The sequence below is a fragment of the Pseudonocardia sp. NPDC049154 genome (assembly GCF_040648315.1).
GTDB lineage: Bacteria > Actinomycetota > Actinomycetes > Mycobacteriales > Pseudonocardiaceae > Pseudonocardia.
The window spans coordinates 44,497-69,300 of sequence record NZ_JBEZDN010000028.1 but is presented as its reverse complement, the minus strand read 5'-3'; the positions used below and the strand labels follow the sequence as shown (position 1 = coordinate 69,300).

23 protein-coding genes are annotated in these 24,804 nt (G+C 77.1%); 6 read left to right on the top strand and 17 right to left on the bottom strand.

From position 1 onward, the window contains the following. The 7 genes from AB0B41_RS16470 to AB0B41_RS16440 all read right to left on the bottom strand — a co-directional run. The coding region (locus tag AB0B41_RS16470) for a BTAD domain-containing putative transcriptional regulator (protein WP_358203757.1) at positions 1-2,087 on the bottom strand (2,087 nt) is incomplete at its 3' end. A gap of 68 nt (positions 2,088-2,155) precedes the next feature. Continuing rightward, a complete protein-coding gene (locus AB0B41_RS16465) occupies positions 2,156-2,872 on the bottom strand; it encodes an HAD family hydrolase (protein WP_358203755.1) in 717 nt (238 codons plus the stop codon). Further along, positions 2,869-3,324 carry a tRNA (adenosine(37)-N6)-threonylcarbamoyltransferase complex ATPase subunit type 1 TsaE gene (tsaE, locus tag AB0B41_RS16460; protein ID WP_358203753.1) on the bottom strand — a complete coding sequence of 152 codons (456 nt, stop codon included), beginning with the start codon at positions 3,322-3,324 and terminating at the stop codon, positions 2,869-2,871. The genes AB0B41_RS16465 and tsaE overlap by 4 nt, the downstream gene beginning before the upstream one ends. Beyond that, complete coding sequence (locus AB0B41_RS16455) at positions 3,321-4,433, bottom strand: alpha/beta hydrolase (RefSeq protein WP_358203750.1); 1,113 nt, start codon at positions 4,431-4,433, stop codon at positions 3,321-3,323. The genes tsaE and AB0B41_RS16455 overlap by 4 nt, the downstream gene beginning before the upstream one ends. 2 nt (positions 4,434-4,435) lie before the next feature. Continuing rightward, positions 4,436-5,818 carry an alanine racemase gene (alr, locus tag AB0B41_RS16450; RefSeq protein ID WP_358203748.1) on the bottom strand — a complete coding sequence of 461 codons (1,383 nt, stop codon included), beginning with the start codon at positions 5,816-5,818 and terminating at the stop codon, positions 4,436-4,438. Between the two features lie 1,163 nt (positions 5,819-6,981). Continuing rightward, positions 6,982-8,457: an NAD(P)H-hydrate dehydratase gene (locus tag AB0B41_RS16445; protein ID WP_358203746.1), complete on the bottom strand. Its 1,476-nt coding sequence runs from the start codon at positions 8,455-8,457 to the stop codon at positions 6,982-6,984. A gap of 30 nt (positions 8,458-8,487) precedes the next feature. Then, positions 8,488-8,787, bottom strand: a complete 300-nt coding sequence (locus AB0B41_RS16440; protein WP_358203744.1) for a DUF4333 domain-containing protein — start codon at positions 8,785-8,787, stop codon at positions 8,488-8,490. Between the two features lie 211 nt (positions 8,788-8,998). On the opposite strand from AB0B41_RS16440, the gene AB0B41_RS16435 reads away from it, so the two are divergent. The 3 genes from AB0B41_RS16435 to AB0B41_RS16425 all read left to right on the top strand — a co-directional run bounded on the left by AB0B41_RS16435 (position 8,999) and on the right by AB0B41_RS16425 (position 10,453). Beyond that, positions 8,999-9,829 carry an alpha/beta hydrolase gene (locus AB0B41_RS16435; RefSeq protein ID WP_358203742.1) on the top strand — a complete coding sequence of 277 codons (831 nt, stop codon included), beginning with the start codon at positions 8,999-9,001 and terminating at the stop codon, positions 9,827-9,829. 67 nt (positions 9,830-9,896) lie between these two features. Continuing rightward, complete coding sequence (locus AB0B41_RS16430; RefSeq protein WP_358203740.1) at positions 9,897-10,139, top strand: hypothetical protein; 243 nt, start codon at positions 9,897-9,899, stop codon at positions 10,137-10,139. Further along, positions 10,136-10,453, top strand: a complete 318-nt coding sequence (locus AB0B41_RS16425) for a hypothetical protein (protein WP_358203738.1) — start codon at positions 10,136-10,138, stop codon at positions 10,451-10,453. Before AB0B41_RS16430 ends, AB0B41_RS16425 begins: the two co-directional genes overlap by 4 nt. A gap of 42 nt (positions 10,454-10,495) precedes the next feature. Here AB0B41_RS16425 and glmM read toward each other — a convergent pair whose 3' ends face one another. The 7 genes from glmM to eccCa form a co-directional block, all read right to left on the bottom strand. Then, positions 10,496-11,842 (bottom strand): phosphoglucosamine mutase, encoded by a 1,347-nt coding sequence (gene glmM, locus AB0B41_RS16420; protein WP_358203736.1) that lies wholly within the window; start codon positions 11,840-11,842, stop codon positions 10,496-10,498. A gap of 11 nt (positions 11,843-11,853) precedes the next feature. Then, positions 11,854-12,408, bottom strand: coding sequence for a 30S ribosomal protein S9 (rpsI, locus tag AB0B41_RS16415; RefSeq protein ID WP_358203734.1), 555 nt, complete (start codon positions 12,406-12,408; stop codon positions 11,854-11,856). 32 nt (positions 12,409-12,440) lie between these two features. Next, positions 12,441-12,884, bottom strand: a complete 444-nt coding sequence (rplM, locus tag AB0B41_RS16410; RefSeq protein WP_037046201.1) for a 50S ribosomal protein L13 — start codon at positions 12,882-12,884, stop codon at positions 12,441-12,443. A 258-nt stretch (positions 12,885-13,142) separates the two neighbouring features. Continuing rightward, positions 13,143-13,430, bottom strand: coding sequence for a WXG100 family type VII secretion target (locus AB0B41_RS16405; protein WP_358203732.1), 288 nt, complete (start codon positions 13,428-13,430; stop codon positions 13,143-13,145). 13 nt (positions 13,431-13,443) lie between these two features. Further along, entirely contained in the window at positions 13,444-13,773 is a 330-nt protein-coding gene (locus AB0B41_RS16400) for a WXG100 family type VII secretion target (RefSeq protein WP_358203730.1), read from the bottom strand. A gap of 91 nt (positions 13,774-13,864) precedes the next feature. Then, a complete protein-coding gene (locus tag AB0B41_RS16395; RefSeq protein WP_358203727.1) occupies positions 13,865-15,022 on the bottom strand; it encodes a type VII secretion-associated protein in 1,158 nt (385 codons plus the stop codon). Then, positions 15,019-18,621, bottom strand: a complete 3,603-nt coding sequence (gene eccCa / locus AB0B41_RS16390) for a type VII secretion protein EccCa (protein ID WP_358203725.1) — start codon at positions 18,619-18,621, stop codon at positions 15,019-15,021. The genes AB0B41_RS16395 and eccCa overlap by 4 nt, the downstream gene beginning before the upstream one ends. A gap of 196 nt (positions 18,622-18,817) precedes the next feature. Here eccCa and eccD point away from each other — a divergent pair, with 196 nt between their 5' ends. Further along, positions 18,818-20,185, top strand: coding sequence for a type VII secretion integral membrane protein EccD (gene eccD, locus AB0B41_RS16385; RefSeq protein ID WP_358203722.1), 1,368 nt, complete (start codon positions 18,818-18,820; stop codon positions 20,183-20,185). Next, a complete protein-coding gene (mycP, locus tag AB0B41_RS16380; RefSeq protein WP_358203720.1) occupies positions 20,179-21,351 on the top strand; it encodes a type VII secretion-associated serine protease mycosin in 1,173 nt (390 codons plus the stop codon). Before eccD ends, mycP begins: the two co-directional genes overlap by 7 nt. Here the strand turns inward: mycP and AB0B41_RS16375 are convergent. After that, positions 21,290-21,874: a hypothetical protein gene (locus AB0B41_RS16375; protein WP_358203718.1), complete on the bottom strand. Its 585-nt coding sequence runs from the start codon at positions 21,872-21,874 to the stop codon at positions 21,290-21,292. The two genes, mycP and AB0B41_RS16375, sit on opposite strands and share 62 nt — an antisense overlap. 89 nt (positions 21,875-21,963) lie before the next feature. Here AB0B41_RS16375 and AB0B41_RS16370 point away from each other — a divergent pair, with 89 nt between their 5' ends. Continuing rightward, positions 21,964-22,836: a LysR family transcriptional regulator gene (locus AB0B41_RS16370; RefSeq protein WP_358203716.1), complete on the top strand. Its 873-nt coding sequence runs from the start codon at positions 21,964-21,966 to the stop codon at positions 22,834-22,836. Here AB0B41_RS16370 and eccB read toward each other — a convergent pair. Together eccB and AB0B41_RS16360 are read right to left on the bottom strand one after the other, a co-directional pair. Further along, positions 22,833-24,161, bottom strand: a complete 1,329-nt coding sequence (gene eccB / locus AB0B41_RS16365) for a type VII secretion protein EccB (RefSeq protein ID WP_358203714.1) — start codon at positions 24,159-24,161, stop codon at positions 22,833-22,835. The two genes, AB0B41_RS16370 and eccB, sit on opposite strands and share 4 nt — an antisense overlap. Before the next feature lie 155 nt (positions 24,162-24,316). Beyond that, the gene (locus tag AB0B41_RS16360) at positions 24,317-24,766 is read right to left on the bottom strand and encodes a nucleoside deaminase (RefSeq protein WP_358203712.1); all 450 of its coding nucleotides are present in this window, start codon (positions 24,764-24,766) and stop codon (positions 24,317-24,319) included. Between the last annotated feature and the right edge of the window lie 38 nt (positions 24,767-24,804).

Below are 24,804 nucleotides of genomic sequence, written 5' to 3'. Positions count from 1 at the left end.
CCCCGCCGGGCCGGCCCCAGCGCGTCCGCCCGCGGGTGGTCGCCGCGGTGGTAGGCCGCCATGGCGGCCGCGCCCGTCACTTCGGCGGCGCGCGGGTGCCCGGCCAGCGCGGGATCGGCGGCGAGCTCGGCGGCCCACCCCTGCAGCTCGGCCATCCCGCGCCAGCCCGTGACCTCCTCCAGCCCGACGACGAGCTCCACCGCCGTGTCCAGGTCGCCCGACTCCCGCGCGAACCGCCACGCCGCCCGCAGGTTGCCCAGCTCGCGGCGGAGGGTCGCGTCGGCCTCCGGCTCGCGCTCGGTCACGATCCCGGCGTCCACGGCCCGGACGAGGTCGACGGCCCAGTCCCGCAGCCGGCGGCCGGCCTCCTCGGTCTCGCCCTCCGCGGCCAGCCGGTCGAGGCCGTAGGCACGCAGGGTGTCCAGCATCCGGTAGCGGGTCCCGCCGGCGAAGTCGACCTCGAGCATCGACGCGTCGGCCAGGTGCGCCAACCCGACGGCCGGGTCGGCACCGGGCACCGCGGCCAGCTCCTCCGCGGTCCCGAGGTCCACGCCGTCCGCGAACACCGCGAGCCGGCGGAACAGCCGTTGCTCGGCGGGCGGGAGCAGCGCGTACGACCAGTCCACGGTGGCCCGCAGCGTGCGGTGCCGGGCGTCGGCGGTCGGGCGGCCGCCGCCGAGCAGGTCGAGGGCGCGCTCGAGCCGATCGTGCAGGTCGCGCAGCCCGAGCACGGACAGCCGGCCCGCGGCGAGCTCGATGGCCAGCGGCATGCCGTCGAGCCGCCGCACGATGTCCGCGACGACGTCGAGGTCCGCCGCGTCGGTGGTGAAGCCGGGCCGGGCGCGGGCGGCCCGCTCGAGGAACACGGCCACGGCCGGGACCGTCCGCAGGTCGCCGGCCCTCCCGAGCGGGAGCGGCAGCGGCCCGAGCCGGTGGACCGCCTCCGCCGCCAGGCCCAGCGGAGCGCGGCTGGTGGTCAGCACGGTCAGGCCGGGGCAGCCGTCGAGCAGCGCGGTGACGACGTCGCGGACCGCGTCGAGCACGTGCTCGCAGTTGTCCAGCAGCAGCACCCCGCGCTCGGCGGCGAGCACCGCCACGCAGGCCGCCAACACGTCGCCCCGGCTGACCTGCACGGTCAGCGCCGCCGCGAGCGCGTGCGGCACGGCGGCGGGATCGGTCACCGGCGCCAGCAGCACCGTGCGGGCCTGGCCGGCGACCTCCCGCGCGAGCCGCGTCTTGCCGACGCCACCCGGCCCGACCAGCGTGACCAGCCGTTCGGTGCGCACCAGCTCGCGCACGGCGGCCAGCGAGGCCTCGCGACCGACCAACGGGGTCGGCGCGGGCGAGGTCCGCGTCGCCGGCCCTCCACGGGCCACCGCCCGTTCCAGCTCGCCGAACCCGGCCGACGGGTCCAGCCCGGTCTCCTCGGCCAGCAGCCGGCGGTACTCCCGGGCCGCGGCCAGCGCGTCCGCGGTCCGGCCCACCGCGGCCAGGGCCCGGACGAGCAGCCGCACCGCCGCCTCCCGCAGCGGCTCGGCGGCGACCGCCGCGGCGGCCCGGTCCAGCACCTCCCCGGCCCGCCCGGCCTCGATCGAGCGGTGGACCAGCTCGTCGGACACGGTGCGGTGGAGCTCGTGGAGCGCGACGACCGAGGCGGCCACCGGCTCGACGCCGAGCAGGTCGGCCAGCACCGGCCCGCGCCAGAGCGCATCGGCCGCACGCAGCAACCCGACGGCCTCGACGGCCCCCGCCTCCCGGGACCGGGCCAGGAGCGACCGGGCGCGCGCCACGTCGAGGCCGCCGGGATCGAGGACGAGCCGGTAGGCGCCCTCCAGCGTCGCCAGCCGGTCCGCGCCGGCGCCCAGCGTGCCGCGCAGGCGCGAGACGTGGCTGTGCAGCGCGGCCCTCCCGGTCTCCGGCACCTCGGCCGGCCACAGCGCGTCGAGCAGGTGGTCGACGGTCACGGCCCGGCCCTCGGCCAGCGCGAGCAGGGTCAGCACCGCCCGCCGCTTCGGGCCCGGCACCGGTACCTCGACGCCCCCGACGACCAGGCGCAACGGGCCGAGCACGCCGACCTCGACCGTCACCGGCTCCCCCTCCCGTCAGCAGGGGGCTCGTCCGCGCGGCCGTGATCGTCACCCGCGGACGCGGGGAACTACCAGTCCCGGAGCAGGCCGGGCAGCTCCGCGAGACGCTGGATCACGCCGTCGGGCTCGACGTCGACCGGCACCCGCTGGGCCACCGGGATGTCGCTGTGCGGGACCAGCACGGCCCGCATGCCGACGTTCTTGGCCCCGCTGATGTCGTCGTACGGGCGGTCGCCGACGTAGACGCAGCGGGCCGGGTCCGCGACCCCGACGGCGGCCATCGCGGCATGGAAGGCCTCGGGGTGCGGCTTGGTGTACTCCAGGTCGCTGCTCCAGGTCACGCCGTCGAACAGGTGCAGCACCCGGTCCCGGCGCAGCCAGTCCTCGTGCCACTCGCCGGGCCACATCGTGGAGGACAGCACCCCGAGCCGCAGCCCGCGCCCCCGCAGCTCCTCCAGCATCGGCGCCGCCTCGGGGTCGGTGTGCGTGGCCTGCACCCAGAACTCCCGGTATGCCTCGAGCGCGGCGCCGTGCAGCTCGGAGCGCTCGTCGACGGCGGCATCGGCCAGCACCTGGGCGAGATGGAAGGCCCGGGCGCCGTCCTGCACCGCGGCCCAGCGGGCGGTGTCGGCCTCGGCCAGGGCGGTCGCGACCTCGCGGGCCCGCTCGGGCTCGTCGGCGTGCAGGACCTCGGTGTAGGCCCGCCAGCCGGCGTGGAAGTCCATGGTGCGCCAGGGCGTGAGCGTGCCGCCCCAGTCGAAGATGACCGCCTCGACGCCGCTCACGACCCGACCCGCTCGGCCCGCGCGACCCGGACGTCGTCCTCCCGCCGCTCGAGGTGGACCAGGACGTGCTTCTCCGCCAGGCGCTCGGCCACCCCCTCGCCCCACTCCACCGCCACGACGGCCTCGGTGAGGTCGGTGTCGAGGTCCAGGTCGTCGAGCTCCGCGGCGACCGAGGCCACGGCGCCGAGCCGGTAGGCGTCGACGTGCACGAGCGGCACGCCCGGCCCGTCCGGCAACGGCCGGTGCTCCCGGGCGATCACGAACGTCGGCGACGTGACGGGGCCGGCCACCCGCAGCCCGCGGGCCAGGCCCCGGACCAGCGCCGTCTTCCCCGCGCCGAGCGGTCCGGACAGGACCACGAGATCCCCGGCGCCCAGCTCACGGCCCAGCTCCTCGCCGTACGCCTCGGTGTCGGCCGGCTCCGGGAGCTCGACCGGCTCGTCCCACGTCATGCTCGCCTCCACCTGCGCCGGCGCGGGGCCCGCGAGGCCGCCCGCCGGACCAGTCCCTCCAGGGCATCCTGGACCTCCTCGTGCCGCTCCAGCAGCGGCAGGTGCCCGACGCCCTCCAGCTCCAGCAGCTCGGCCTTCGGCAGCTCGGCCGCGATCCGCTCGCTGTGCGAGTACGGGATCACCTGGTCCTTCGTGCCGGCGACGATCAGCACCTCGCAGCCGGCGAGCGCGGGCAGCGCCGCGAGCCGGTCGTGCGTGCCGAGGGTGTCGGCGAAGTCGGTGAGCGCGTCGAGCGCGTTGGCGCTGATCATGGTGTCGACGAGGTCGACCAGCGCCGGGTCGACGCGGCGGTCGCCGAACGCGTAGCGCCGGGTGAAGCCCCACACGATGTCGCCCAGGGCCTTGCGCGCGCCCTCCACGACACGCGGCTGCACCCGGGCCAGTGCGCCGAGCCCGCGGGTCACCGGGTTGCGCCGGGAGAGCAGGGTGCCCGGCAGGCCCGCGCTGCCCATCTCGCCCGCCGACGTCGCCACGAACCCCACGCCCAGCACCCGCTGCTCGAACAGCTCGGGCTGCTGCTCGGCGAGGGCCATCAGCGTCATGCCGCCCATCGAGTGCCCGATGAGCACCAGCGGACCCTCCGGCGCCAGCGCGCGGATGACCGAGTCCAGGTCGTGGCCGAGCTGCTCGATCGTGCAGCTCTCCTGCGGCGCGCGCTCGGAGCGGCCGTGGCTGCGCTGGTCGTAGAGCACGGTGCGGACGGACGGGTCCGCCATCAGCGGGAACGCCTCCCGCTGGAAGTGCCACGTGCGGCGGTCGAGGGCGAACCCGTGCACCAGCACCACCGTGAGCAGCGGCTCGCCGGTGCGCGAGGGCAGCTCCTCGCAGGCCAGCCGGATGCCGTCCTCGGTCATGACCGACGACGACGTCGGCGCCGGTTCGGCGCCCGGCTGCCGGCCCGCCGAGTCGAGCTCGCCGGCGAGGCGGCGGCGCTCCTTGGCGATCTCGTGCCGCTTGTGGCTCGCCACCCCGACGCCGACGGCGGCGCCCGCCGCCCCGACGACACCGCCCGCGACGCCGAGCGCCTGCCACAGCTTCCGGCCGGCCACGCTCACTCCCCCGCGCCCAGGTGCGTCCGCCGGACCCGGGCCCCGTGCACACCCGTCGCGATCTCGTAGTGGATCGTGCCCAGCTCGGTGGCCCAGTCCTGGGCGGTGGGCCCGCCGCCGGCCCCCGCGCCGAAGAGGACCGCGGTATCGCCCTCGTGGACCTCGTCCTCGCCGCAGTCGACCACGACCTGGTCCATGCAGACCCGCCCGACGACCGGGCGGACCTGGCCCGCCAGGTGCACGCGCATCCGGCCGCGGGCGTTGAGCCGCCGCGGGACGCCATCGGCGTAGCCCACGGGCACCAGGGCCAGCGTGGTGTCGTGCGGAGTCGTCCACTCGTGTCCGTACGACACGCCCTCGCCCGCCGGCACCCGCTTGACCAGCGCGACCCGCGCCCGGAACTCCATGGCCGGGCGCAGCGGCGACTCCTCGACGGGCCGGTCCAGCGGATCCAGCCCGTAGACGGCGATCCCGGGCCGGACGATGTCGAGGTGCAGGTCGGGCCGGGTGAGCGTGGCCGCGGAGTTCGCGAGGTGCCGCAGCGGGGCGAGCCCACGCCGGCGGACCTGCCCCCACGCCGCGTTCAGCCGCGCGAGCTGCGTGTCGATCACCGGGTGGTGCGGCTGGTCGGCGTGCGCGAGGTGCGACCACACGGCGACGACCTCGGCCTCGTCCCCCGCCTTCTCCACCGCGTCGAGCAGCTCCGGCCAGTCCCCGGGCTGGCAGCCGTTCCGGGACAGGCCGGTGTCGATCTTGAGGTGCAGCCGGGCCGGGCGGCCGGTGCGGCGGGCGGCGTCGAGCACCCCGGCGAGGTGTCGCACCGAGGAGACGGAGAGGTCGACGTCCGCCGCGATCGCCGGGGCGAAGTCCTCGTCCGGCAGGTGCAGCCAGGACAGCACGGGCGCGGTGATGCCGGCCTCCCGCAGCTCCAGGGCCTCCTCGATCGTGCACACCCCGAGCCAGGTGGCGCCGCCGGCCAGCGCGGCCCGACCGACCTCGACCGCACCGTGCCCGTACCCGTCGGCCTTGACGACCGCCATCGTCTCCGCGCCCGACTCCCGCGCCAACCCCGACAGCAACGCGACGTTCTGCCGGATCGCCCCCAGATCGACCGCCGCCTCGGCCCGAGGCTGGGCCTCGACGCGGGGCTGACCCTCGCCGTGGGGCTGGGCCTCGGTGGGGAGCTGGGCCTTGGTGGGGAGCTGGGCCTCGGTGCCGGGCCGAGCCTCGACGCGGGACTGATGCTCGCCGGCGAGCTGGGCCTTGGTGGGCGGCGTTCCGGGCGGCGGGGCCGATCCGGGAGGCCGGGCCGGTTCGGTGGGTCGGGCCGGTTCGGTGGGCCGGGCCGGTTCGGTGGACTGGCCCGTTCCGGGGAGCGAGGACACGCCCGCATTCTGACATCCACCCCCGACAGGAGCTGTATCGATCACGGTCGTGAAGGGGGACAGGGGATCCCACCCGCACGGCCCTCGGGCCGCCGCACACCCGTCCGAGGCCCGTCACACACCCGCAGGGTGGGCCACACACCCCGTTGACAGAATGTAGGGCGTCCGAGCGAGGTGGCGGCGCAGTTGTCGCCGGCTCCCGGAGGTCCGACAGAGACCTGAAGATCAGCGAACGGGTGCACCCACGGCAGCGACAGATGCGTCACGATCCGCAAGCCCGTGCACCCACGGCACCCGCCGGAGCCCTCTCTGCACGGAATCGGCGATCAAGCGCTGCTGATCACCGTCGCCGTGCAGGCAAGGCACTCCTAGCTGGCATGCGTCGACCAGCCCGACTCCCACACCCACTCGGCCCCGCCACACCCGGTGGACAGCCTGCGAGACGAACTGACGCGCCGCACCGCCGGGCCCGAGCACGCACGCCGGGCCGAGCAGAGGTGCCACGCGCAGCAGGCGACCCCACCGACTTCGATCCGGGCTCGATCCCCGGATCAGCGAGTCCAAGATCAGCGTGCCGGTGCCACCACTGCACCCAGCAGAGCCGTACCTGCACCGACATGGCGACCATCCCAGTACTGATCATCGACCGAGTGCACTCATGGCAACTCCGAACCGGCAAACCCGAGCAGCCCGACACGCCCGCCCGACCCGGCCACACCCCGTCGACGGCCCGCGCCACGATCTCGAGCGACGTGTCGGCCATGCCCGAGCGGATGTGCCGGGCGCAGTGGTCGGCCGGAAGTCTGATCGGCGCCAAGATCATCGGGCCGGTGCACTCACGGCTGCGTGCACAGCCCCCCACGCACTGAATCGGCGATCATGCCGGCGCTGATCGCCGTCCCGTGCAGCTACGGCCTCCCGAGCCCACCACCTCCGGCCGACAGCCCCGCTCCCACATCCGCCCGGCTCGGACCCACCCGTCGACGGCCCGCGCCGCAACTCGAGCGATGCGCCGCCGGGCCCGAGCGGATGTGCCGGCCACCCCGGCCCGAGCCACCATCAGCGATCCAGTGCACCCACGGCACCCACGGCACCCACGGCACCCACGGCACCCACTACAGCCCTCTCCGCACCCGACCGGCGATCAAGCGGAGCAGCACCCCTCACATCCCGAGTGCTGCCTTCCGCACCTCCCTGATCGCGGCGGGGATGGCGGCCTGGAGGGTGGATGCGGGGGCGGGGACCGCCGGCTCCCCACCCACCCGCTCGGCGGCGAGGGTGGCCGCCCGGGTGTGGACGTGGGCGGCGCAGCCCCCGGCCCACCAGGGGTCCAGCCCCGCGGCGAGCAGCGCGCCGACCAGTCCGGTGAGGACGTCGCCGGAGCCGGCGGTGGCGGCCCAGGCGTTGTCGGAGGTGTTGACCAACGCACGTCCGTCCGGGTCGGCGACCACCGTCGCGTTGCCCTTGAGCAGCACGGTCACGCCGAGCTCGACCGCGGCGCGGCGGGCGGCGCCGATCCGGTCGGACCCGACCTCGCCGGCGATCCGGGCGAACTCGCCGGCGTGCGGCGTGACCACGACCGTCCGGCCGTGCACCGCCCGGCGCAGGTCCTCGTGCTGGGCGAGCAGGGTGACGCCGTCCGCGTCGATGCAGGTCGGGACGTCCCGGTCGAGGACGCCGGACAGCAGGTCGTAGCCCGCCACCTCCGTGCCGATGCCGGGGCCGACCGACCAGGCCTGCGTGCGCCCCGCCTGCTCCAGCGAGTCCGTGCCGACGACCTCGGGCCAGTGCGAGCGGACGACGTCGGCCGCGCTGCCCGCGAACCGCACCATGCCGCTGGTCGCGAGCACGGCGGACCCGGTCGCCAGCACCGCGGCGCCCGGATAGGTGGCCGAGCCGGCGGCCACCCCGACCACGCCCTGCGTGTACTTGTCGTCCGTCGGGCCCGGGATGGGCCAGTGCTCGCCGACGTCGGCGGCCTCGAGGACCCACGCGTGCGGCTCGGGCAGGTGGGGCCCGAGCCCGATGTCGACGAGCACGATGTCCCCACACCGTGGCCGCGCGAGCACGTGCACGGGCTTGAGCGCCCCAAAGGTGACGGTCAGCGCCGCGTCGACCGCGGCCCCGTCCGTGGTGCCGGTGTCGGCGTCGACGCCGCTGGGCAGGTCGACCGCGACGATCGGCACCCCGGCCGCTCCCGCGGCCTCGACCAGTGCCCCGGCGGGTTCGCGCAGCGCGCCCTTGCCGGAGATCCCCACGATCCCGTCGACGACGACGTCGGCGCCGGTCACCGCCGCCGGCGCCCCCGGGTCCTCCCCCACGAGGACCCGGCCACGCGCCCTCCGGAACGCGGCGAGCCCGGCCGCATGCGCGCGGTCCGGGGCCAGCAGGACGGCGGTGACGGCCAGCCCGGCGTGCCGCAGCTCGGCCCCCGCCCACAGCGCGTCGCCCCCGTTGTTGCCGGCCCCCACCAGCAACGTCACCCGCCGGCCGGTCGTCCGCCGGTGCCGGCCGACGAACCTTCGGACGCCGAGGGCGAGCCCGTGCGCGGCCCGGCGCATCAGCACCCCGTCCGGCAGCCGGGCGAGGAGCACCTCCTCGGCCTCGCGGATCTGCTGCGCGGTCCACACACCCTGCATGGACCGCACGCTAGCCGCGGCGACCGGCGGCTACACCTCGTTGATGTCGAACTTGACGTCGCTGCCCTCGACGGCGGTCACCTTGGCGACGACGTCGAAGCTGCGCTGCGGGATCACGACGTGGCAGGTCAGCGTGGCCCCCACGGTCGCGTCGAGGCCCGACGGGCAGTCGACCGAGTTCGGCGAGGTCTGCAGCTGCTCCTGCACCACGCGGGTGATCTCGGACTTCACGTCGTCGCTCGAGACCGACATGCTGCAGGCGCTCAGGCCCAGGAGCAGGCCCCCGGCGGCGGCCAGCGTGCCGATGGTACGTGCGATCCTGGCGTTCATCGTCTGTCCCTCTCGGATGGTTGCCGGACCCCTTCCGGCCTGGTCAGAACGCTATTGACGCGCGCACCGCGGGACAGGAGTGGTGCTACCACACCCGCGGCTCGCACTGGCCACCCCACGGCGGGCGGGCTGCCCGGCCGGGGCGGTCGTCCGGCTCATCGTTCGAGTACGCCGCTGGGCGGGCGTGATCGCGCGACGGTACGGTTCCGCTGTGAGCCGGACCAGCACGTTCACCCGTCCTCCCGCCCTGCGGAACGCCAAGGACGCGCTGGAGCAGCTGTCCCGGCCGGGGCCCAACGAGGTCCTGCGCGGCGACCTCGGGCTCGTCGGCACCCCCGGCGTGGTGTTCGCGCCTGCCGAGGGGCTCGGCCTGCCCGCCGTCGCCTTCGGACACGACTGGATGCAGCCGGTCTCGCGCTACGCCGACCTGCTGCGCCACCTCGCCTCGTGGGGCATCGTCGCGGCGGCACCCGGCTCCCAGGGCAGCCCGCTGCCGAGCGTCGCCCGGTTCTCCGCCGACCTGCGGACCACGCTCGACGTGTGCGCCGGCGTCCGGCTCGGCGACGGCAGGATCAGCGTGGACTCGCGGCGGACGGCGCTCGCGGGGCACGGCATCGGCGCGGGCGCGGCCCTGCTGGCCGCCGCGGGGCACCCGAAGGTCGCCGCGGTGGTCGCGATCGCGGCGTCGCAGACCCGGCCGTCGCCGGTCGAGGCGGCCAGGGCGGTGTCGGTGCCGTCGTTGCACGTCATCGCCGGGAAGGACACCGTCGCGCCGATCTCGGGGCACGCGGAGCAGATCGCCGCGGCCTGCGCGGGCCCCACCTGGGTGCGCCGGCTGCCGAAGGCCGGGCACACCGACTTCCTCGAGGGCCTGCACTGGTCCGACCTGGTGCTCTCGGGCGGGCCGGACGCGAAGACCCGCCGCATCACGCGCGCGCTGGTCACGGCGTTCCTGCTCAAGGAGCTGTGCGGCGAGGACCGGGTGGACGACCTGGTCGACGGCAAGGTCCCCGGCACCGTGCTGGAGACCCCGGAGGCCTGAGTTCGCGATCGCGAACGAGTCCGCCGCGCAGATCCGGCGCGGGCTCCGGCGCCTGCATCCTGTCCGGGTGCGCCCGGACCTCGACCTCGATCCCGACGGCCTCGACGCGGCCGCCGCCCACGCCGCCGTCCTGGGCCTCGACCTCGAGGACCTCGCGCGGGACCTGCGGTCGGCCGTCGAGGACTGCCGCGAGGTCGGACGGGTCGTCGCCGGCGCCGCGGACGAGGTGACGACGGCCACCGACGTCTTCCGTCAGGTCGCGGCCTCGGCGCGGCACGCGGAGGCCGACGCCGCCCGCGCCCTCCGGTGAGCCGCCAGGAGCTCGACGTCCTGGTCGAGCGGCTCAGCGCCGCGGCGGCCGACGCCGCCCGGGTCGCCCGGACAGTGCGCGTGAGCTGGTGGGACGCCCGCGGCACCGAGTTCGCCGAGCGGCTCGCCCTCGTGGGGCGGGAGCTGCAGCGGCAGGCCGACGCGGTCGCCGAGCTCGCCCGCGGCCTCGCCGCGCCACCGGTCGAGGCGGCCGCCGGCCCGGTCCTGCCGAGCACGGGCGGCCGGCGGACCGGGGAGGCGCGGGGCGTGCGGCTCCCGCTGCTCGACGACGAGCGGGAGCCGCCGCCGGCCTGAGCCGGCGCCGCCTCGACGGCGCCGGGGCGCGGGTCAGACGGGTCAGACTGTCGCGGCCACCACGGAGGCGATCCGGCCGGCGGTGGACTCGGCGAGCTCCTGGGTGCCGGCCTCGACCATCACCCGGACCAGCTGCTCGGTGCCCGACGGCCGCAGCAGCACCCGCCCGTTCTCCCCGAGCTCGGCCTCGGCCTTCGCCACCGCCTCGGCCACCGCGGGCGACGCCGCGACGGCCTCCTTGTCGGCGACCTTCACGTTCTGCAGCACCTGCGGGAGGGGGTGCACCACCGAGGCCAGCTCCGCCAACGTGCGACCGGTCTCGGCCATGCGGCTCATCAGGCGCATCGCTGTGAGCAGCCCGTCGCCCGTGGTCGCGTGCCCGGGGAGCACGACGTGGCCGGACTGCTCGCCGCCGAGGGTGAACCCGTGGGCGCGCAGGTCCTCGAGCACGTACCGGTCACCGACCGCGGTGGTGCGCAGCGTGACGCCCTCCGCCTTCATCGCCAGGTGCAGCGCGAGGTTGCTCATCACCGTGGCGACGAGCGTGTCCCCGGCCAGCTCGCCCGACTCCTTCATGGCGAGCGCGAGGATCGCCATGATCTGGTCGCCGTCGACGATCCGGCCCTCGGCGTCGACGGCCAGGCAGCGGTCGGCGTCGCCGTCGTGCGCGATGCCCAGGTCGGCACCGTGCTCGATCACGGCCGCCTGCAGGGCGTCCATGTGGGTGGAGCCGACGCCGGCGTTGATGTTCAGCCCGTCCGGCGCCGCGTGCAGCGCGACGACCTCGGCCCCGGCCTTCGCGTAGGCGGTCGGCGCGGCCTCCGAGGCCGCCCCGTGCGCACAGTCGACGACGACCTTCACCCCGGTGAGCGGGCGCGGCGTCGCGACGAGCAGGTGCGCGACGTACTGCTCGAGCGCCTCGGGCAGGTCCCGGACGCGGCCGATGTCCGCGCCGGTCGGCCGGGTCCACTCGGCGTCGAGCCCCTGCTCGATCTCGAGCTCCAGCGCGTCGGGCAGCTTGTGCCCGCCCGCGGCGAACAGCTTGATCCCGTTGTCCGGCATCGCGTTGTGCGAGGCCGAGATCATGACGCCGAGGTCGGCGCCCAGGGAGTCCACCAGGTGGGCGACGGCCGGGGTGGGCAGCACGCCCAGGCGGACCGCGTCCGCGCCCGCGGACGTGAGGCCGGCGAGCACGGCGGCCTCGAGCATCTCGCCGCTGGCGCGGGGGTCGCGCCCGACGAGCGCGACGGGGCGGTGCTCGTCGCCGGCAGCGCGGTGGGCGGCGAGGACACGGGCGGCCGAGGCGGAGACGGAAACGGCGAGCTCCGGGGTGAGGAGCTCGCCGTTCGCCAGGCCCCGGACGCCGTCGGTTCCGAAGAGTCGACGCATCCGGTGCCGGATCAACGCTTCGAGTACTGGGGCGCCTTGCGGGCCTTCTTGAGGCCGTACTTCTTGCGCTCGGTGGCGCGGGCGTCCCGGGTGAGGAAGCCGGCCTTTTTCAGCGGCGGGCGGTCCTCGGAGTCCACCTCGACCAGCGCGCGGGCGATGGCCAGGCGCAGCGCGCCGGCCTGGCCGGACGTGCCGCCGCCGGTGAGGTTGGCGAAGATGTCGAACCGCTCGGTCTTCTCGACCGTGACGAGCGGCTCCTTGATGAGCTGCTGGTGCAGCTTGTTCGGGAAGTAGACCTCGAGGGTCTTCCCGTTCAGCGTGAACCGACCCGAGCCGGGGACGAGACGCACCCGGACCACGGCCTCCTTGCGGCGGCCGACGGTCTGCACCGGGCGGTCGGAGACGATCGGGGCCTCGACGGCGAACTCGTCGGCCGGGGCCTCGGTCTCCTCCGCGTCGTACGACGCGGCCTCGCCGATGGTGTAGTCCAGGTTGTCGCCGGCCTCGGCGGCCTCGGCGGCCTCGGAGGTGTAGACCTCCTGCTCGGGCGACTCGGGGGTGCTCACGCTCTGTCCCTCTTCGTTGCTCTCGGGGTTGGTCACTGCGCGACCTGGGTGATCTCGAACGGCTGCGGCTTCTGGGCCGTGTGCGGGTGCGACGGGCCGGCGTAGACCTTCAGCTTCTTGGCCATCGCCCGGCCGAGCCGGTTCTTGGGCAGCATGCCCTTGATGGCCTTCTCGACCAGCCGGTCCGGGTGCGACTCGATCATCTCGCCGACCGACCGCTGCTTGAGACCGCCCGGGAAGCCCGAGTGGCGGTAGACGAACTTGTCGTCCCGCTTCTTGCCCGAGACCGCGATCTTCTCCGCGTTGACGATGACGACGAAGTCGCCGGTGTCCATGTGCGGGGCGTAGGTCGGCTTGTGCTTGCCGCGCAGCAGCGTGGCGGCGTGGGTGGCCAGGCGACCGAGCACCACGTCGGTGGCGTCGATCACGTGCCAGGCACGGGTGATCTCACCGGGCTTGGGGCTGTACGTGGGCACGGGTCTACCTCGTCGTTCTCGGGCTCGGGAGCTGCCTCGAAGTCAGTCTCTCTTCTGAGTGCGGCGGTGCGGACGCCGCCCGACCACCGACCGGGGCCGGCAGCGGCGCGGGTCTCCACCCGTCGCACAACGAACAGTCAGGGTACCCGCCGCTCGGAAGGGAGGTCAAAACGCCCCCTCACCGGCTGCGAACGCCCTGCACGAACAGGGTACGCGCCCCGCTCCCGGCTCCCCACGCGGGGGCGGGGCGCGGGCCGTTCACGCCCACCGGCGGGCGTTGACCTGCTCGACCTGACGGTAGCCCTCCTCGGCCCGGCCCAACGCCTCGCCGATGCGGGCGAGCACGGCGGTGAGGTCGGCGGCGGCCGCGTCCCACTGCTTCTGGCGGGCCGCGTAGTCCCTCGCGGCCTCGCCCTCCCAGGTCGCGACGAGCGGGGCCAGCTCGCGGCGCAGGTCGTCGAGCCGGCCGGTGATGCGCGCCGCGGTACCCGCGACCGCGGTGCGGGCCGCGGCGAGCTCGGCGAAGGTGACCCTGATCTCCCCCACGGTCCGTTCCCCCTCAGCCCAGCGCCGCGCGGATCGCGGAGAGCGAGGCGGACTGGTCCTCCTCGGCCTGCCGGTACGTCCGGCCCGACCCGGTGATCGCCTCGCCGATGCCGCGCAGCGCCGCGGAGAGTGCGCGGGCGTCGGCGTCCCACCGGGCCATCAGCGACTCGAACGTCGTGGCGGCCTCGCCGTGCCACGTGCCGGCGAGCGGCGTGAGCCGGGAGCGCAGCGCGCCCAGCTCGGCCTGCACCTGCTCGTCCGTCCCGACGACCCGGGCGCCCGCCCTGGCCATCTCCTCCGGTGTGGTGCCGAAGCCGCCGGCCCCGGTGTTCCCGCTCGTCATGACGTCCTCCCCTGACTCGGTGCGGCGAGCCTGACGGTGAGGGGCCCGGTCCCGGAGCACATCGGGCGAACCGTTCGCGATGGTGAAGCGGTCACTCCCGGATCCGCAGCGAGGCGACGACGACACCGCACGCCCGCTCGACCGCCGCCGACCCGCCGGGCGGGTACCGGCAGCCGACGCTGAGCTGGTCGGTGTCCTGCAGCCGGACGTGCCACTCGACCGTCGCCGGGCCGTCGAGCTCGCGGTAGCGCAGCCCGCCGCCCTCCTCGCGCAGGCCGTCCAGCCGTGTGCCCGCCGCGACCGCGCGGTCGTACCGGTCGCGCAGCTCGGCCCGGGCCCGGGCGCCCTCGGTGCCGGCGTCGTAGCCGAGCGGGGTGCGCTCGACGGCGACGAGCCCGGTCCCGTCCGGCTCGTCCTCCGGGGCGAGCAGGGTGCGGCGGTGCTCGGGTGCGCCACCGACGTGCGCCCACCCCTCGGGCACGGCGACCTCGTACCCGTACTGGACCAGGCGGTCCGCGGGCAGCGGGTCGGGCAGGAGGAGCCCGATTCCGACGAGGCCCACCACCGCGACGACGGCGAGGGTGGCCGTGAGCAGGCGCCGGCGGCGGGGCGGGGGTGGTGGCGGAAGGAGCGGGGGTCGCCGTTCCGGGTCGCGGTCCGGTGCCGGCTCGTCCGTCGCGAGCACGGCCGCCACCTCCGGCCGTGGGGCGAGGGTGACCGTCCCGCGTCCCGCCTCGTCGAGCAGCGCGGCCAGCAACGGGGTCCGGGCCACCCCGCCGACCAGCAGGACCGGCCCGGGCGGGACGGCCGCGACGACCTCCGCGAGGAGCGGGGCCAGCGCCTCCCGGACCTGGTCGGCGGTGATCCGGACCCGCCCGGCCTCGGTACCGATCGTCGCGGCGGGCAGCAGCGAGAGCGTCTCGCGCAGCACCGTGACGTCGGCCTCCCGGCGCGGGGGCGCGGGCAGCAGGGCGCGGACGGCCGCGTCGAGGTGCACGCCGCCGACCGGGAGCTGCCGGACCAGCCGGCCGTCGCGCAGCACCCGGGTGCCCGACGCCCCGGCGTCGACGACCAGGCCGCGGATCGGCGCCGGCCGTACGGCCCGCGCGCCGGGGAGGAAGGCCGCGGCGGCCGCGCCGGGTGGGATCCCGGCCGGGAGCACACCGAGCAGCACCACCCGCCCGTCCTCCCGGCCGGCGACCCGCGTGCCGCACCGGCCGGCGTCGACGGTGCAGAGGGGGCAGCTCACGGCTCCGCCCACGCCACCTGCACCACCTGCGGGGCTCCGCGCCGGTCGACCAGCAGGCCGCGGCCGGGCGGCCGGGGCCCGGCCCGGACCGCGCCGACCAGCGGCCCCTCGTCCGGGCTGCCGTGCATCACCAGCGCAGGCCCGCCGAGCTCCCGCAGCCGCCCGACGACGGGGTCGAACAGCGCCCGCGACGCGCCGCCGGTCCGGCGCGCGACCACCAGGTGCAGCCCGACGTCGGCCGCCTGCGGCAGGAACTCCGCGAGCGGCGCCAGCGGATGCGGCGCGGTGGAGCCGGCCGGGGCGACGAGGTCGTAGTCGTCGACGAGCACCCAGACCTCCGGCCCGGTCCACCAGTCCCGCGCGGCCAGCTGCTCCGGTGTGACCTCGGGCCCGGGCAGCCGGCGGCGCAACGTCCCCGCGAGCTCCCGGCCGGCGTCGGCGATCGCGGTCGCGGTGCCCGCGTGCTCGACCACGTGGCTCGTCGGCAGCGCGCCGAGCAGCGACCGGCGCGGGTCGATCACCACGATCCGTGCCTGCTCCGGCGTGTGGTGCGCCGCGACGCCGCGGGCCAGGAGCCGCAGCAGCCCGGTCTTGCCGCTGCGGGCGTCGGCGAAGCAGAGCAGGTGCGGCTCGGCGGGATCGAGCAGGACCGGTTCGAGCCGCTCCTCGTCGAGGCCGAGCAGGACGCCGTCGACCGAGTCCGCCAGCGGTTCCGCGGGCACGAGTGCGGGCAGCACGCGGACCGGCGGGAAATCGGGCCCGGGCCGGTGGACGAGCGGGCCGGGCGCGGCGAGGACCATCGCGGCGCCGTCGGGGGCGAGCCCGTGGCCCGTCCTCGGCGGCACGCCGGCGGCCCGGCGACGGTCCACCTCGGAGTCCCCCGGCTCGCCGAGCCGCAGCTCGAGCCGGGTCCCGAGCTGGTCCTTCAACGCCGGCCGCAGCTCGCCCCAGCGTCCCACCGACACCGCGAGGTGGATCCCGTACGCCAGGCCGCGCCCGGCGATCGCGGCGAGCCGGGCGGCGGGGTCGTCGGCCGGGCCGGCCGTCAGGGCGGCGTACCCGTCGACGACGAGCAGGACGTCCGTCGCCGGCTCGTCCGCCAGCTCGCCGGCCGCGCGGCGCGTCCGGAACTCCTCGACCGAGCCGATGCCCTCCGCGCGGAAGCGCGCCTCCCGCCGCGCGAGCAGCCCGCCCACCTCGGCGAGGGTGCGCCGCACGAGATCGGGGTCGGCCGCGACGGTGCCGACGTGCGGCAGCTCCTCGAGCACGCCGAGGGCGCCGCCGCCGAGGTCGAGCACGTGCACGCCGAGCTCCGTCGGGGTGTGGGCGCGGGCGAGGGCGGCGACGAGGGTGCGCAACGCCGTCGACTTGCCCGACCGCGGCCCGCCGGCCACCGCGACGTGCCCCGCCGCGCCCGACAGGTCGACGACGAGCGGGTCCCGCCGCTGCCGCGCGGGCCGGTCGACGAGGCCGACCGGCACCCGCAGCGCGGACCCGGCGTCGAGCGCCGCGAGCGGGGGTGGCTCGTCGAGCGGCGGCAGCCAGACCCGGTGTGCCGCAGGGCCTCCGAGGGCGACGACGGCGTCGACCGCGGCCGTCAGCACGGACTCCCCCGTCGGTTCGGGACGGGGTTCCGGCGCCGTGACGGGAGCGACGGTGAAGCGGTGCGCGCGGCGTGCGACGGCCGCGCGGCCGACGGGCGCGGCCCCGGAGACGTAGGCGCCCCGGAACCGGACGAGCTGGTCGGTGCCCGCGGAGAGGATCGCCGCGCCGGGCGTCGGCGGGAGGGTGTGCGCGTCGGGCACGCCGAGCACCGCCCGCGACTCGGAGGCGGAGAAGGTGCGCAGCGCGATGCGGTAGGACAGGTGCGACTCGAGCCCGCGCAGCCGCCCCTCTTCGAGCCGCTGCGAGGCGAGCAGCAGGTGCAGCCCGAGCGAGCGGCCCAGCCGGCCGACCGTCACGAACAGCTCCACCAGCTCAGGTCTGCGGGCCAGGAGCTCGGAGAACTCGTCGACGACGATCAGCAGGACTGGCAGCGGCGGCAGCTCCCGGCCCGCGGCGCGTTCCTGCTCGTACTCGGCGATCCCGGCCAGGTTCCCCGCCGCCCGCAACAGCTCCTGACGCCGGGTGATCTCCCCCTCGAGCGCGTCGGCCATCCGGTCGACCAGGGCGAGCTCGTCGACCAGGTTGGTGATCACGGCGGAGACGTGCGGCAGCCCGCCGAGGCCGAGGAAGGTCGCGCCGCCCTTGAAGTCGACGAGCACGAGGTTCAGCTCGTCGGGGCCGTGCGCGAGCACCAGGCCGACGACGAGCGTCCGCAGCAGCTCGCTCTTGCCCGACCCCGTCGCGCCGACGCACAGCCCGTGCGGACCGCTCCCGCCCCGCGCGGACTCCTTGAGGTCGAGCAGGACCGGGCGGCCGGCGTCGTCGAGCCCGAGCGGGATCCGCATCCGGTCGGCCGCCGAGCGCGACCGCCGCAGCACCGCGACGTCCGCGGGGCCGATCCTGCTGAGCCCCAGCAGGCCCGGCAGGCCCTCCGCCGCCGGGCGGGTCCGCTCGGTGCCCGCGGACCGGTACCGGGCGAGGCGGCGGGCGAGGGCGAGCGCGTCGGCGGCGTCGAGCTCGTCCGGGCGCGCGACGTCGCCGGGCTCCTCGAGCCGCAGCCGCACGACCGACGCGGACTCCCGCCGCGCCGCGGGCACCCCGACCCGCAGCACGGTCACGCCCTCCGCCGCCGCCCACGCGCCGGGCCCGTCGCGAGGGCCCTCGACGACGACGAGCAGGTGCCGCGGCCCGGGGTCCGCGGCCCACCAGCGGCGCAGCTCGTCGGGATCGGAGGTGATCATGCGCGCCGGCCCGAGGGCGTCCCGCTCGACCGTGTGGGCGGTGTGCGGCAACCACTTCAGCCAGTCCCAGGCGGGGCCGTCGGTGAGCGCCGCGACGCGGACGTCGGACGGGCCGTGCCCGAGCACGAACCCCGCGACGACGGCCCGCGCGACGGCCCGCGCCCGCTCCGGACCGCCGTCGAGCCACACCGCCGACGCCGCCCGCAGATCGACGGCGACGGGCAGGTCCGGCACGACCGAGTGCCGGGCCAGCAGGCGGCGGAGGGCGCGGGCACTCACCGGCTCGACCCCGTCGACGGGCCCGGTCCGGGGTGGCACGAGCGGGGTGGCGAGGCGCTGCGGACCGAGGCCGACCCGGACGCACCCGAAGTCGTCGTCGCCCGGGTCGCGTTCCCAGAGCCGCCCGGCGGCGAGCACCTCGGGCCAGGCAGCGGGATGCGGGTGCTGCTCCTCCAGCGCCGTCCGTTGCGCGGCGGCGACGCGTCCGACGCGTGCCCGCAGCTGGGCGAGATAGCGCAGGTAGTCGCGACGGTCCTCGTCGACGGTCGCGGTGCGCTCCGACCCACGCGCGGTGCCCCCGGTGAGCAGCATGCCGACCGAGGACAGCGCGAACATCCCGCCGAACATCCACGCCGTCGGCTCGCCCGGTCCGACGGCGATCACGCCGAGCGAGCCGAGCAGCATCGCCACCGGGAGCGTCCGGGCGAGCAACCCCGGCGGGAGCGCCCGCTCCGGCTCCGGAGGCGGCTCCACCCGGATCTCGCCGGCGGGCAGCGGCGGTGTCCGCCGGCGCCGCCGTGCGACCTCGACCGTCCCCAACTCGTGCCCCACTTTCGCCGAACGGCCGCGGGCGGACCCCCGTTCGGCCGATACTGCGGCCCGATGATCGCAATGCGAGGCGGTCCCGCGGGGCGGTTCCGCCGAAGTCGTGAGTACCGGGAGGTCGTGTGTGGACGCCTACCGCCGGGTGACGGTGCTGGCCCCGGCCTGCCGGCTCGACGTCGCGCTGCCGGCCGACCTCGCCGTCGCCGAGCTGGTACCGATGGTGCGGGAGCTGCTGGGCGAGCCCGTCCCCGCCGCCGGACGGGCCCCGGCGCCGTGGCGGCTCGACGGCGCGGCCGGGGCACCGCTCCCGCCGGGCGCCACGCTCGCGCAACTCGGGGTGCACGACGGCGAGGTGCTGCGGATCGGGCCGGCGCTCGCCCCGGCGCCACCGCCGCGGTACGACGACCTGCCCGAGGCCCTCGCCGCGGCGGTCGAGGCCGGGGCGCGGGGCGGCGAGGACCGGGCGCTCCCGCTCGCCGTTCTCGTCGCGGTGACGGCAGCGTCGGCGCTGGTCGCGGGGGTGCGCGGGGGTGGGCTGCTCCTCTCCGCGGCCGGGGTGGTGGTGGGGATCGGCGCGGCGGTCGGGGCTCTGGTGGTGGCGTCGCGAGCGGGTGGGCGGGGTGGGGCGGCCGTTGCGGGGACCGCGAGCCTGATGGCCGATCCCGCGCCGGCTTCGGAGTCCGGAGCCACGGCACGCGGCCTCGTGGCCGCTCTCTGCGCCCTCCCGCCCGCGATGGCGGCGGGCTGGCTCCTGGCCCCCGGCGCGCCGACGGCGGCGGCCCTGGGTGCGGCGCTGCTCCTCGCCCTGGCTGCGGCGACCGCGCAGGCCGTGGTGCGGGTCGTCGCACCCGTCCTCACCGCCGCCGTTCTCGTCGGCGCGACGACCGTCCTGGGCTGCGTCGTCCTCCTGCTCACCCGCGGCACACCCGCAACGGCCGGAGCGGTCTGTTCGGCCCTCGGTGTGCTCGTCGCTCCTCTGGTGCCGCGGCTGGCGCTGCGGCTCGCCGGGCTGCCGGGCCCGGACGACCCCGTGCACCCGCCACCGGAGCTCCGGGCCGACCTCGCCCGCCGCCACCTCGCCGGTCTGGTGCTCGGCAGCGCCGTCGTCACCGCCGGCGGCGCGGTGCTCGCCGCCACCGCCCCGGGCCCGTGGGCGCCGCTCCTCGCGGTGGCCGTCTGCGTCGTGCTCCTCCTGCGCGCCAGGGGGTTCGCCGAGCCGCTCCCGGCCCGCGCGCTGCAGGTGGCGGGGCTGCTCGGCGGCTGCGGCGCGGCGGCAGCGGGAACCCTGGCCGCCCCGGCCCCGATCCGGCTCCTGGCGGCGCTCGCGAGCCTGGCCGCCCTGCTCGCCGTGCTCGCGCTGCACGCCCGGCCGCGTCGCCCCGGACCGGTCGGCCGCCGCACCCTCGACCTCGCCGAACTCGTGCTGACCGCCTCGTGCGTGCCGCTCGCGGCGGCGACGCTCGGCCTGTTCGCGCTGGTCCGCGGATGGTGAGCGCGCTGGTTCCGGTCGCCGCGCTGCTGCTCGCGCTGGCGCCGGGACCGGACGGCGGGCTGAGCCAGGTGACCGAGTGCGTCGGCGCGGGCGGCACCGGGCGGGGTGGCGGGCTACCGCTCGCCGAGGTGCACGCGCTGGCCGACGGCACCGGCGTCCGGGTCGCGGTGATCGACACCGGCGTCGCCCCGCACCCGCGTCTGACCCGGTTGACCGGCGGCGGCGACTACCTCACCGGCGGCGACGGGCTCACCGACTGCGACGGCCACGGCACCGCGGTCGCCGGGCTGCTCGCCGCCGCCCCGGGCCCCGACGACGACGTCGTCGGCGTGGCACCGGGAGTCGAGGTCGTCGCGATCCGGCAGGCCAGCCCGTCGTTCACGGTGACGACGGCGAGCGGCGACACCCTGCCCGCGGGCGACACCGCGACGCTGGCCCAGGCGGTGCTGCGGGCGGTCGGCCTCGGCGCCTCGGTCGTGACGATCAGCGAGGCCGTCTGCCTCGACACCGCCCGCGCCGCCGCGGTCGGGCGGCCGTTGCGGGCCGCGGTGCGGGCGGCGAAGGCCGCCGACGTGCTCGTGGTGGCCGCCGCGGGCAACGTCGGCTCCGGCGGCTGCACGCACGAACCGGGGGAGGTGCCCCTCCCCGCCGCGGCCGGCTTCGCGGGCGGCCCGGGCGTGCTCGACGACGGGGTGCTCGCCGTCGCCGCCACGACCCCCGACGACGCCCCGGCCCCCTTCACCGTCCACGGCCCCTGGGTCGACCTCGCCGCCCGCGGAACGGGTCTGCGCTCGCTCGCCCCGGGCTCCGGGCTCACCGGTCCCGACCTGCAGGGCACGAGCCTGGCGGTGCCGATCGTGGCGGGCGCGGCCGCGCTGGTCCGGCAGCGCTTCCCCGCGCTCGACGCGACCGCCGTCGCCGAGCGCCTGGTCGCCACCGCCCGCCGGGTCCCGGGCGGCCGGTCCGACGCGCTCGGTGCCGGCGTCGTCGATCCGCTGTCCGCCCTGACCCTGCTCACCGCAGCCGATCCGCCGCCGGCGCCCGCCGCGGTCGCCTCCCGCCCGCCCACGCGCCCGACGCCCGCCTGGGTGCCGATCGCCGCGGTCACGGCGCTCTGCGTCCTCGCCGCCGCCGCTCCGCTCCTGGTGCGTCGGCTCCGTCCGTGATCCTGCGCCCGCTCCACAGCGGTTCCGCCGCCGCCCACTCCGCGGCGAGCCGGCGCGAGCGCTGCCGGGCCCCGGCGGCCGCCGTGAGCAACACCGCCGCGGCGATCGTCGCCCCGCCGAGCAGCGCGGTGAGGGCACCGACGACGACCGCGTCCGACGTGCCCGTCACCGGCGGCGGGACCGGACGCCCGGCGGCGTCGACCCACAGCGGCACGGTCCGGCCCGCGGGGGTGCCCGGCGCGACGCTCACCGGCCCGAGGCGACCCGTCCCGTCCGGGGCGAGCCACACGGCCTGCACCGGGACCTGCGACACCAGTGCGTTCTCGTCCGGCGCCCGGAGGGGGGCGCCGGCGACCGTGGTCGCCTCGGCGCGGTGCAGGTCCGGCGCCGAGCGGGACACCGCCCGCGCCCCGGCCGCGGCGCCGAGGAGGACCGCTGCGACCAGCACGAGGAGGGCCGCGGCCGGCGCGATCCGCCGCACCACGGCTGCCACCTGCTCGACGTCGAACCCGGTGTGTGCCACGGATCGAGGATCGGCTGCCCGTCGTGGGAGCACAATGCGCCGGTCGCCGGGTGAGCCTTCGGCTCTTCCGAAGGCTGTACGGTGCGGGGATGGCGTTCGACCTGCTCGATCTCCGGCTGTTCCTCGCGGTGGCCGAGTACGGCAGCATCACCCGCGCCGCCGAGCTCGTGCACCTCTCGCTGGCCTCGGCGAGCGGCCGGATCCGGGCGATGGAGGCCGCCTCGGGCGCGCCGCTGCTCGACCGGCACCGGCGCGGGGTCGTCCCCACGCGACCCGGTGTCCTGCTGCTGGCGCACGCGCGGGAGATCGTCGAGCGCCACGACCGGATGCGCCTGGAGCTCGCGGACCTCGCGGGCCGCCCGGCGACGGTCACCGTGCTGGCCAACACCTCCGCGGCGACCCTGCTACCCGACGTCCTCATCGGCTTCCTGGCCGACCATCCCGACGCGGACGTCGACCTCCTCGAGCGGCCGAGCCACCGGATCGTCGTCGGGCTGACGTCGGGGCGGGCCGAGTTCGGGCTCCTCGCCGACACCGTCGACCTCGCCGGGCTGGAGACGGTCCGGCTCTGCCCCGACCCGCTGGAGGTCGCCTGCACCCCCGACGACCCGTTGGCGAGGGCCGCGAGCCTCACGTTCGCCGAGGTCCTCGACCGGCCCTTCGTCGGCTACGCCGAGGGGAGCGCGTTCGAGGAGCACCTCCGCCGTCAGGCCCTGCCGCTGGGCGCGCATCCCCGGCACCGCGGCCGCTTCCCCGACGCGGCGTCCGTCTGCCGGGCGGTCGCGGCCGGCGTCGGGATCGCGGTCCTGCATGCGCGCAGCATCGCCGACGGGCTCGTCCGCGTTCCCCTCGCCGACGCCTGGGCCGACCGCGACCTCGTCCTCGCGACCCGCGACCTCGCCGGGCTCAGCAGGCCCGCCCGCGCGCTCGCCGACCGGATCCGTGGTGAGCTGAGGTCCTAGGACCCGACGGCGCGGCGGGCGTCGGCGAGATCGAGGCGCCCGCCCTGCGGGAGCAGCCGCAGCGCGGCCTCGGGCGCGGCCGGGAGCGCGGGCGGCAGGCCGAGCGCCGCGGCCGTGCCGGCGTCGGCCACGCCGTGGGCGATCCCGCTCGCCGACACCAGCCAGATCGTGCCGCCCCCGGTCGGCGAGACCGCCCGCACCGGCCCGCCCCCGAGCAGCACGGCCGCGGCCGCCTCGCCACCGGTCAGGGGCACCCGCACACCCTCCCGGACCGCCGGCAGCGCCGGTGTCAGGCTCACCCCGGCCCGCCCGTCGGCCGTCGTCGCGCACACGACCCCGCCGTCCGACGACCACGCGGGCACCCGGTCCGGCCATCCGGCGGTCGGCAGCGTGGTGAGCCGCGGAGCCTCGGCAGCGACGGCGGGCGCGACCTCCCGCGGACCCGTACCGCCCTGCGCCCGCAGCACCTCGGCGAGGGTCGCGGGCACCTCCTGTACACCGCCCGGCACGATCGCCAGGAAGGCGCGGCCGCCGTCGAGACCGGTGATGGTCAGGACGTCGCCGGGCCGGCCGGGCACCCCGCGCGGACCCGGGCCGTCGGGCAGGACGGGCGGCGCCAGGGCCGGTCCCTCGGGGATCGCGGAGAGCGTCGACGCGCCGACCTTCCTGGGCGAGACCCCCGCGAGGCCGAGGCCGGTCAGCACGGTCGGGTCCGCGCCGACCGCGTGCCGGACCCCGTCGAGCACCGCGAACCGCTCCCCACCGGGTGCCTCGACGAACAGCGCCGGGGCCGCCGGAGTCCCGGCCTCCAGCGTCCCGACCAGCACCGTCGTGCCCTCGGGCGCGTCGCAGACCGCCCAGCGCTCGGGCACCGCGGGCCCGTCGACCGCCACCCCCACCGCGCCCGGCAGGTCGGCGGGCGGGGTCCGCGTCGCAGCCGCGAGGTCCGCGTCCGGCACCATGCGCGGCTCCCCCGCCGGCTGCCCGAGGGCGGCGAGGACGAGACGTCCGGCGACGGCGTCGGGCACCGGGACCAGCCGGTCCGGCTCGTGGGCGACGGCGTACACCGCGCCCGACGGCGTGCCGACGACCAGCGCCTGCCGGTTCCAGTCCGGCCGGGGCGCGAGCGCCGCCTGCACCGCGGCGGCACCGAGTCCGAGCAGCGCGAGGACGACGCCGACCAGCGTGGCCCGGCGCTGCGCGCGCAGCTGTTCGTGCAACGGCACCGGGTCGGCCCGGACGAGCGCGGCCTCGAGCCGGCGGAACGCGTAGCGGTGGGCGTCGGCCTGGTCGCGGGTCGCGGGCGGCAGGACCGGGAACGGCACGCCCGGACGCTAGCTCCGCGACGGCCGCGCCCGAGGCGAAACGGGAGAACTCGTGGCCCGGCCTCCCGGGATCGCCACGTCGGACGCCCGGAAGTGCCGACTCGCGGTGCCGGAACTGCCGACTCGCGGGGCGGGGGGCGAGAGCGCGACTCGCGCTACTCCTCCGCCACCCCGATGTCCTCGTTCCACAGGTCGGGGCGGGCGGCGATGAAGTCCTCCATGAGCCGGACGCACCGCTCGTCGTCGAGCAGGGTCACCCGCACCCCGTGCTCGGCGAGCCAGTCGTGACCACCGGTGAAGGTCCGGCTCTCCCCGATGATCACCGCGCCGATGCCGAACTGCCGGATCAGCCCGCTGCAGTACCAGCACGGCGAGAGCGTGGTGACCATCGTGGTGCGCCGGTAGTCCCGCTGCCGGCCCGCGTCGCGGAAGGCGGCCGTCTCGCCGTGGACCGACGGGTCGTCGTCCTGGACCCGGCGGTTGTGGCCGCGGCCGAGCACCTCGCCCCCGGGCCCGAGCAGCGCGGCGCCGATCGGGATGCCCCCCGATGCGAGCCCGGCGCGGGCCTCCTCGAGCGCGATCTCCAGGGCGGCGTGTGCGTCCACGCGGCCCAGCCTCCCATCCCCGGCGCCCGTCCCGCGCC

What these genes read in the sequence shown, in the direction of transcription:
- tsaE (WP_358203753.1), bottom strand. Translation starts at nt 3,324, where the DNA reads ATGACGTGGGACGAGCCGGTCGAGCTCCCGGAGCCGGCCGACACCGAG.
- AB0B41_RS16370 (WP_358203716.1), top strand. Translation starts at nt 21,964, where the DNA reads ATGGCGTTCGACCTGCTCGATCTCCGGCTGTTCCTCGCGGTGGCCGAG.
- AB0B41_RS16445 (WP_358203746.1), bottom strand. Translation starts at nt 8,457, where the DNA reads ATGCAGGGTGTGTGGACCGCGCAGCAGATCCGCGAGGCCGAGGAGGTG.
- AB0B41_RS16440 (WP_358203744.1), bottom strand. Translation starts at nt 8,787, where the DNA reads ATGAACGCCAGGATCGCACGTACCATCGGCACGCTGGCCGCCGCCGGG.
- mycP (WP_358203720.1), top strand. Translation starts at nt 20,179, where the DNA reads ATGGTGAGCGCGCTGGTTCCGGTCGCCGCGCTGCTGCTCGCGCTGGCG.
- AB0B41_RS16400 (WP_358203730.1), bottom strand. Translation starts at nt 13,773, where the DNA reads ATGACGAGCGGGAACACCGGGGCCGGCGGCTTCGGCACCACACCGGAG.
- glmM (WP_358203736.1), bottom strand. Translation starts at nt 11,842, where the DNA reads ATGCGTCGACTCTTCGGAACCGACGGCGTCCGGGGCCTGGCGAACGGC.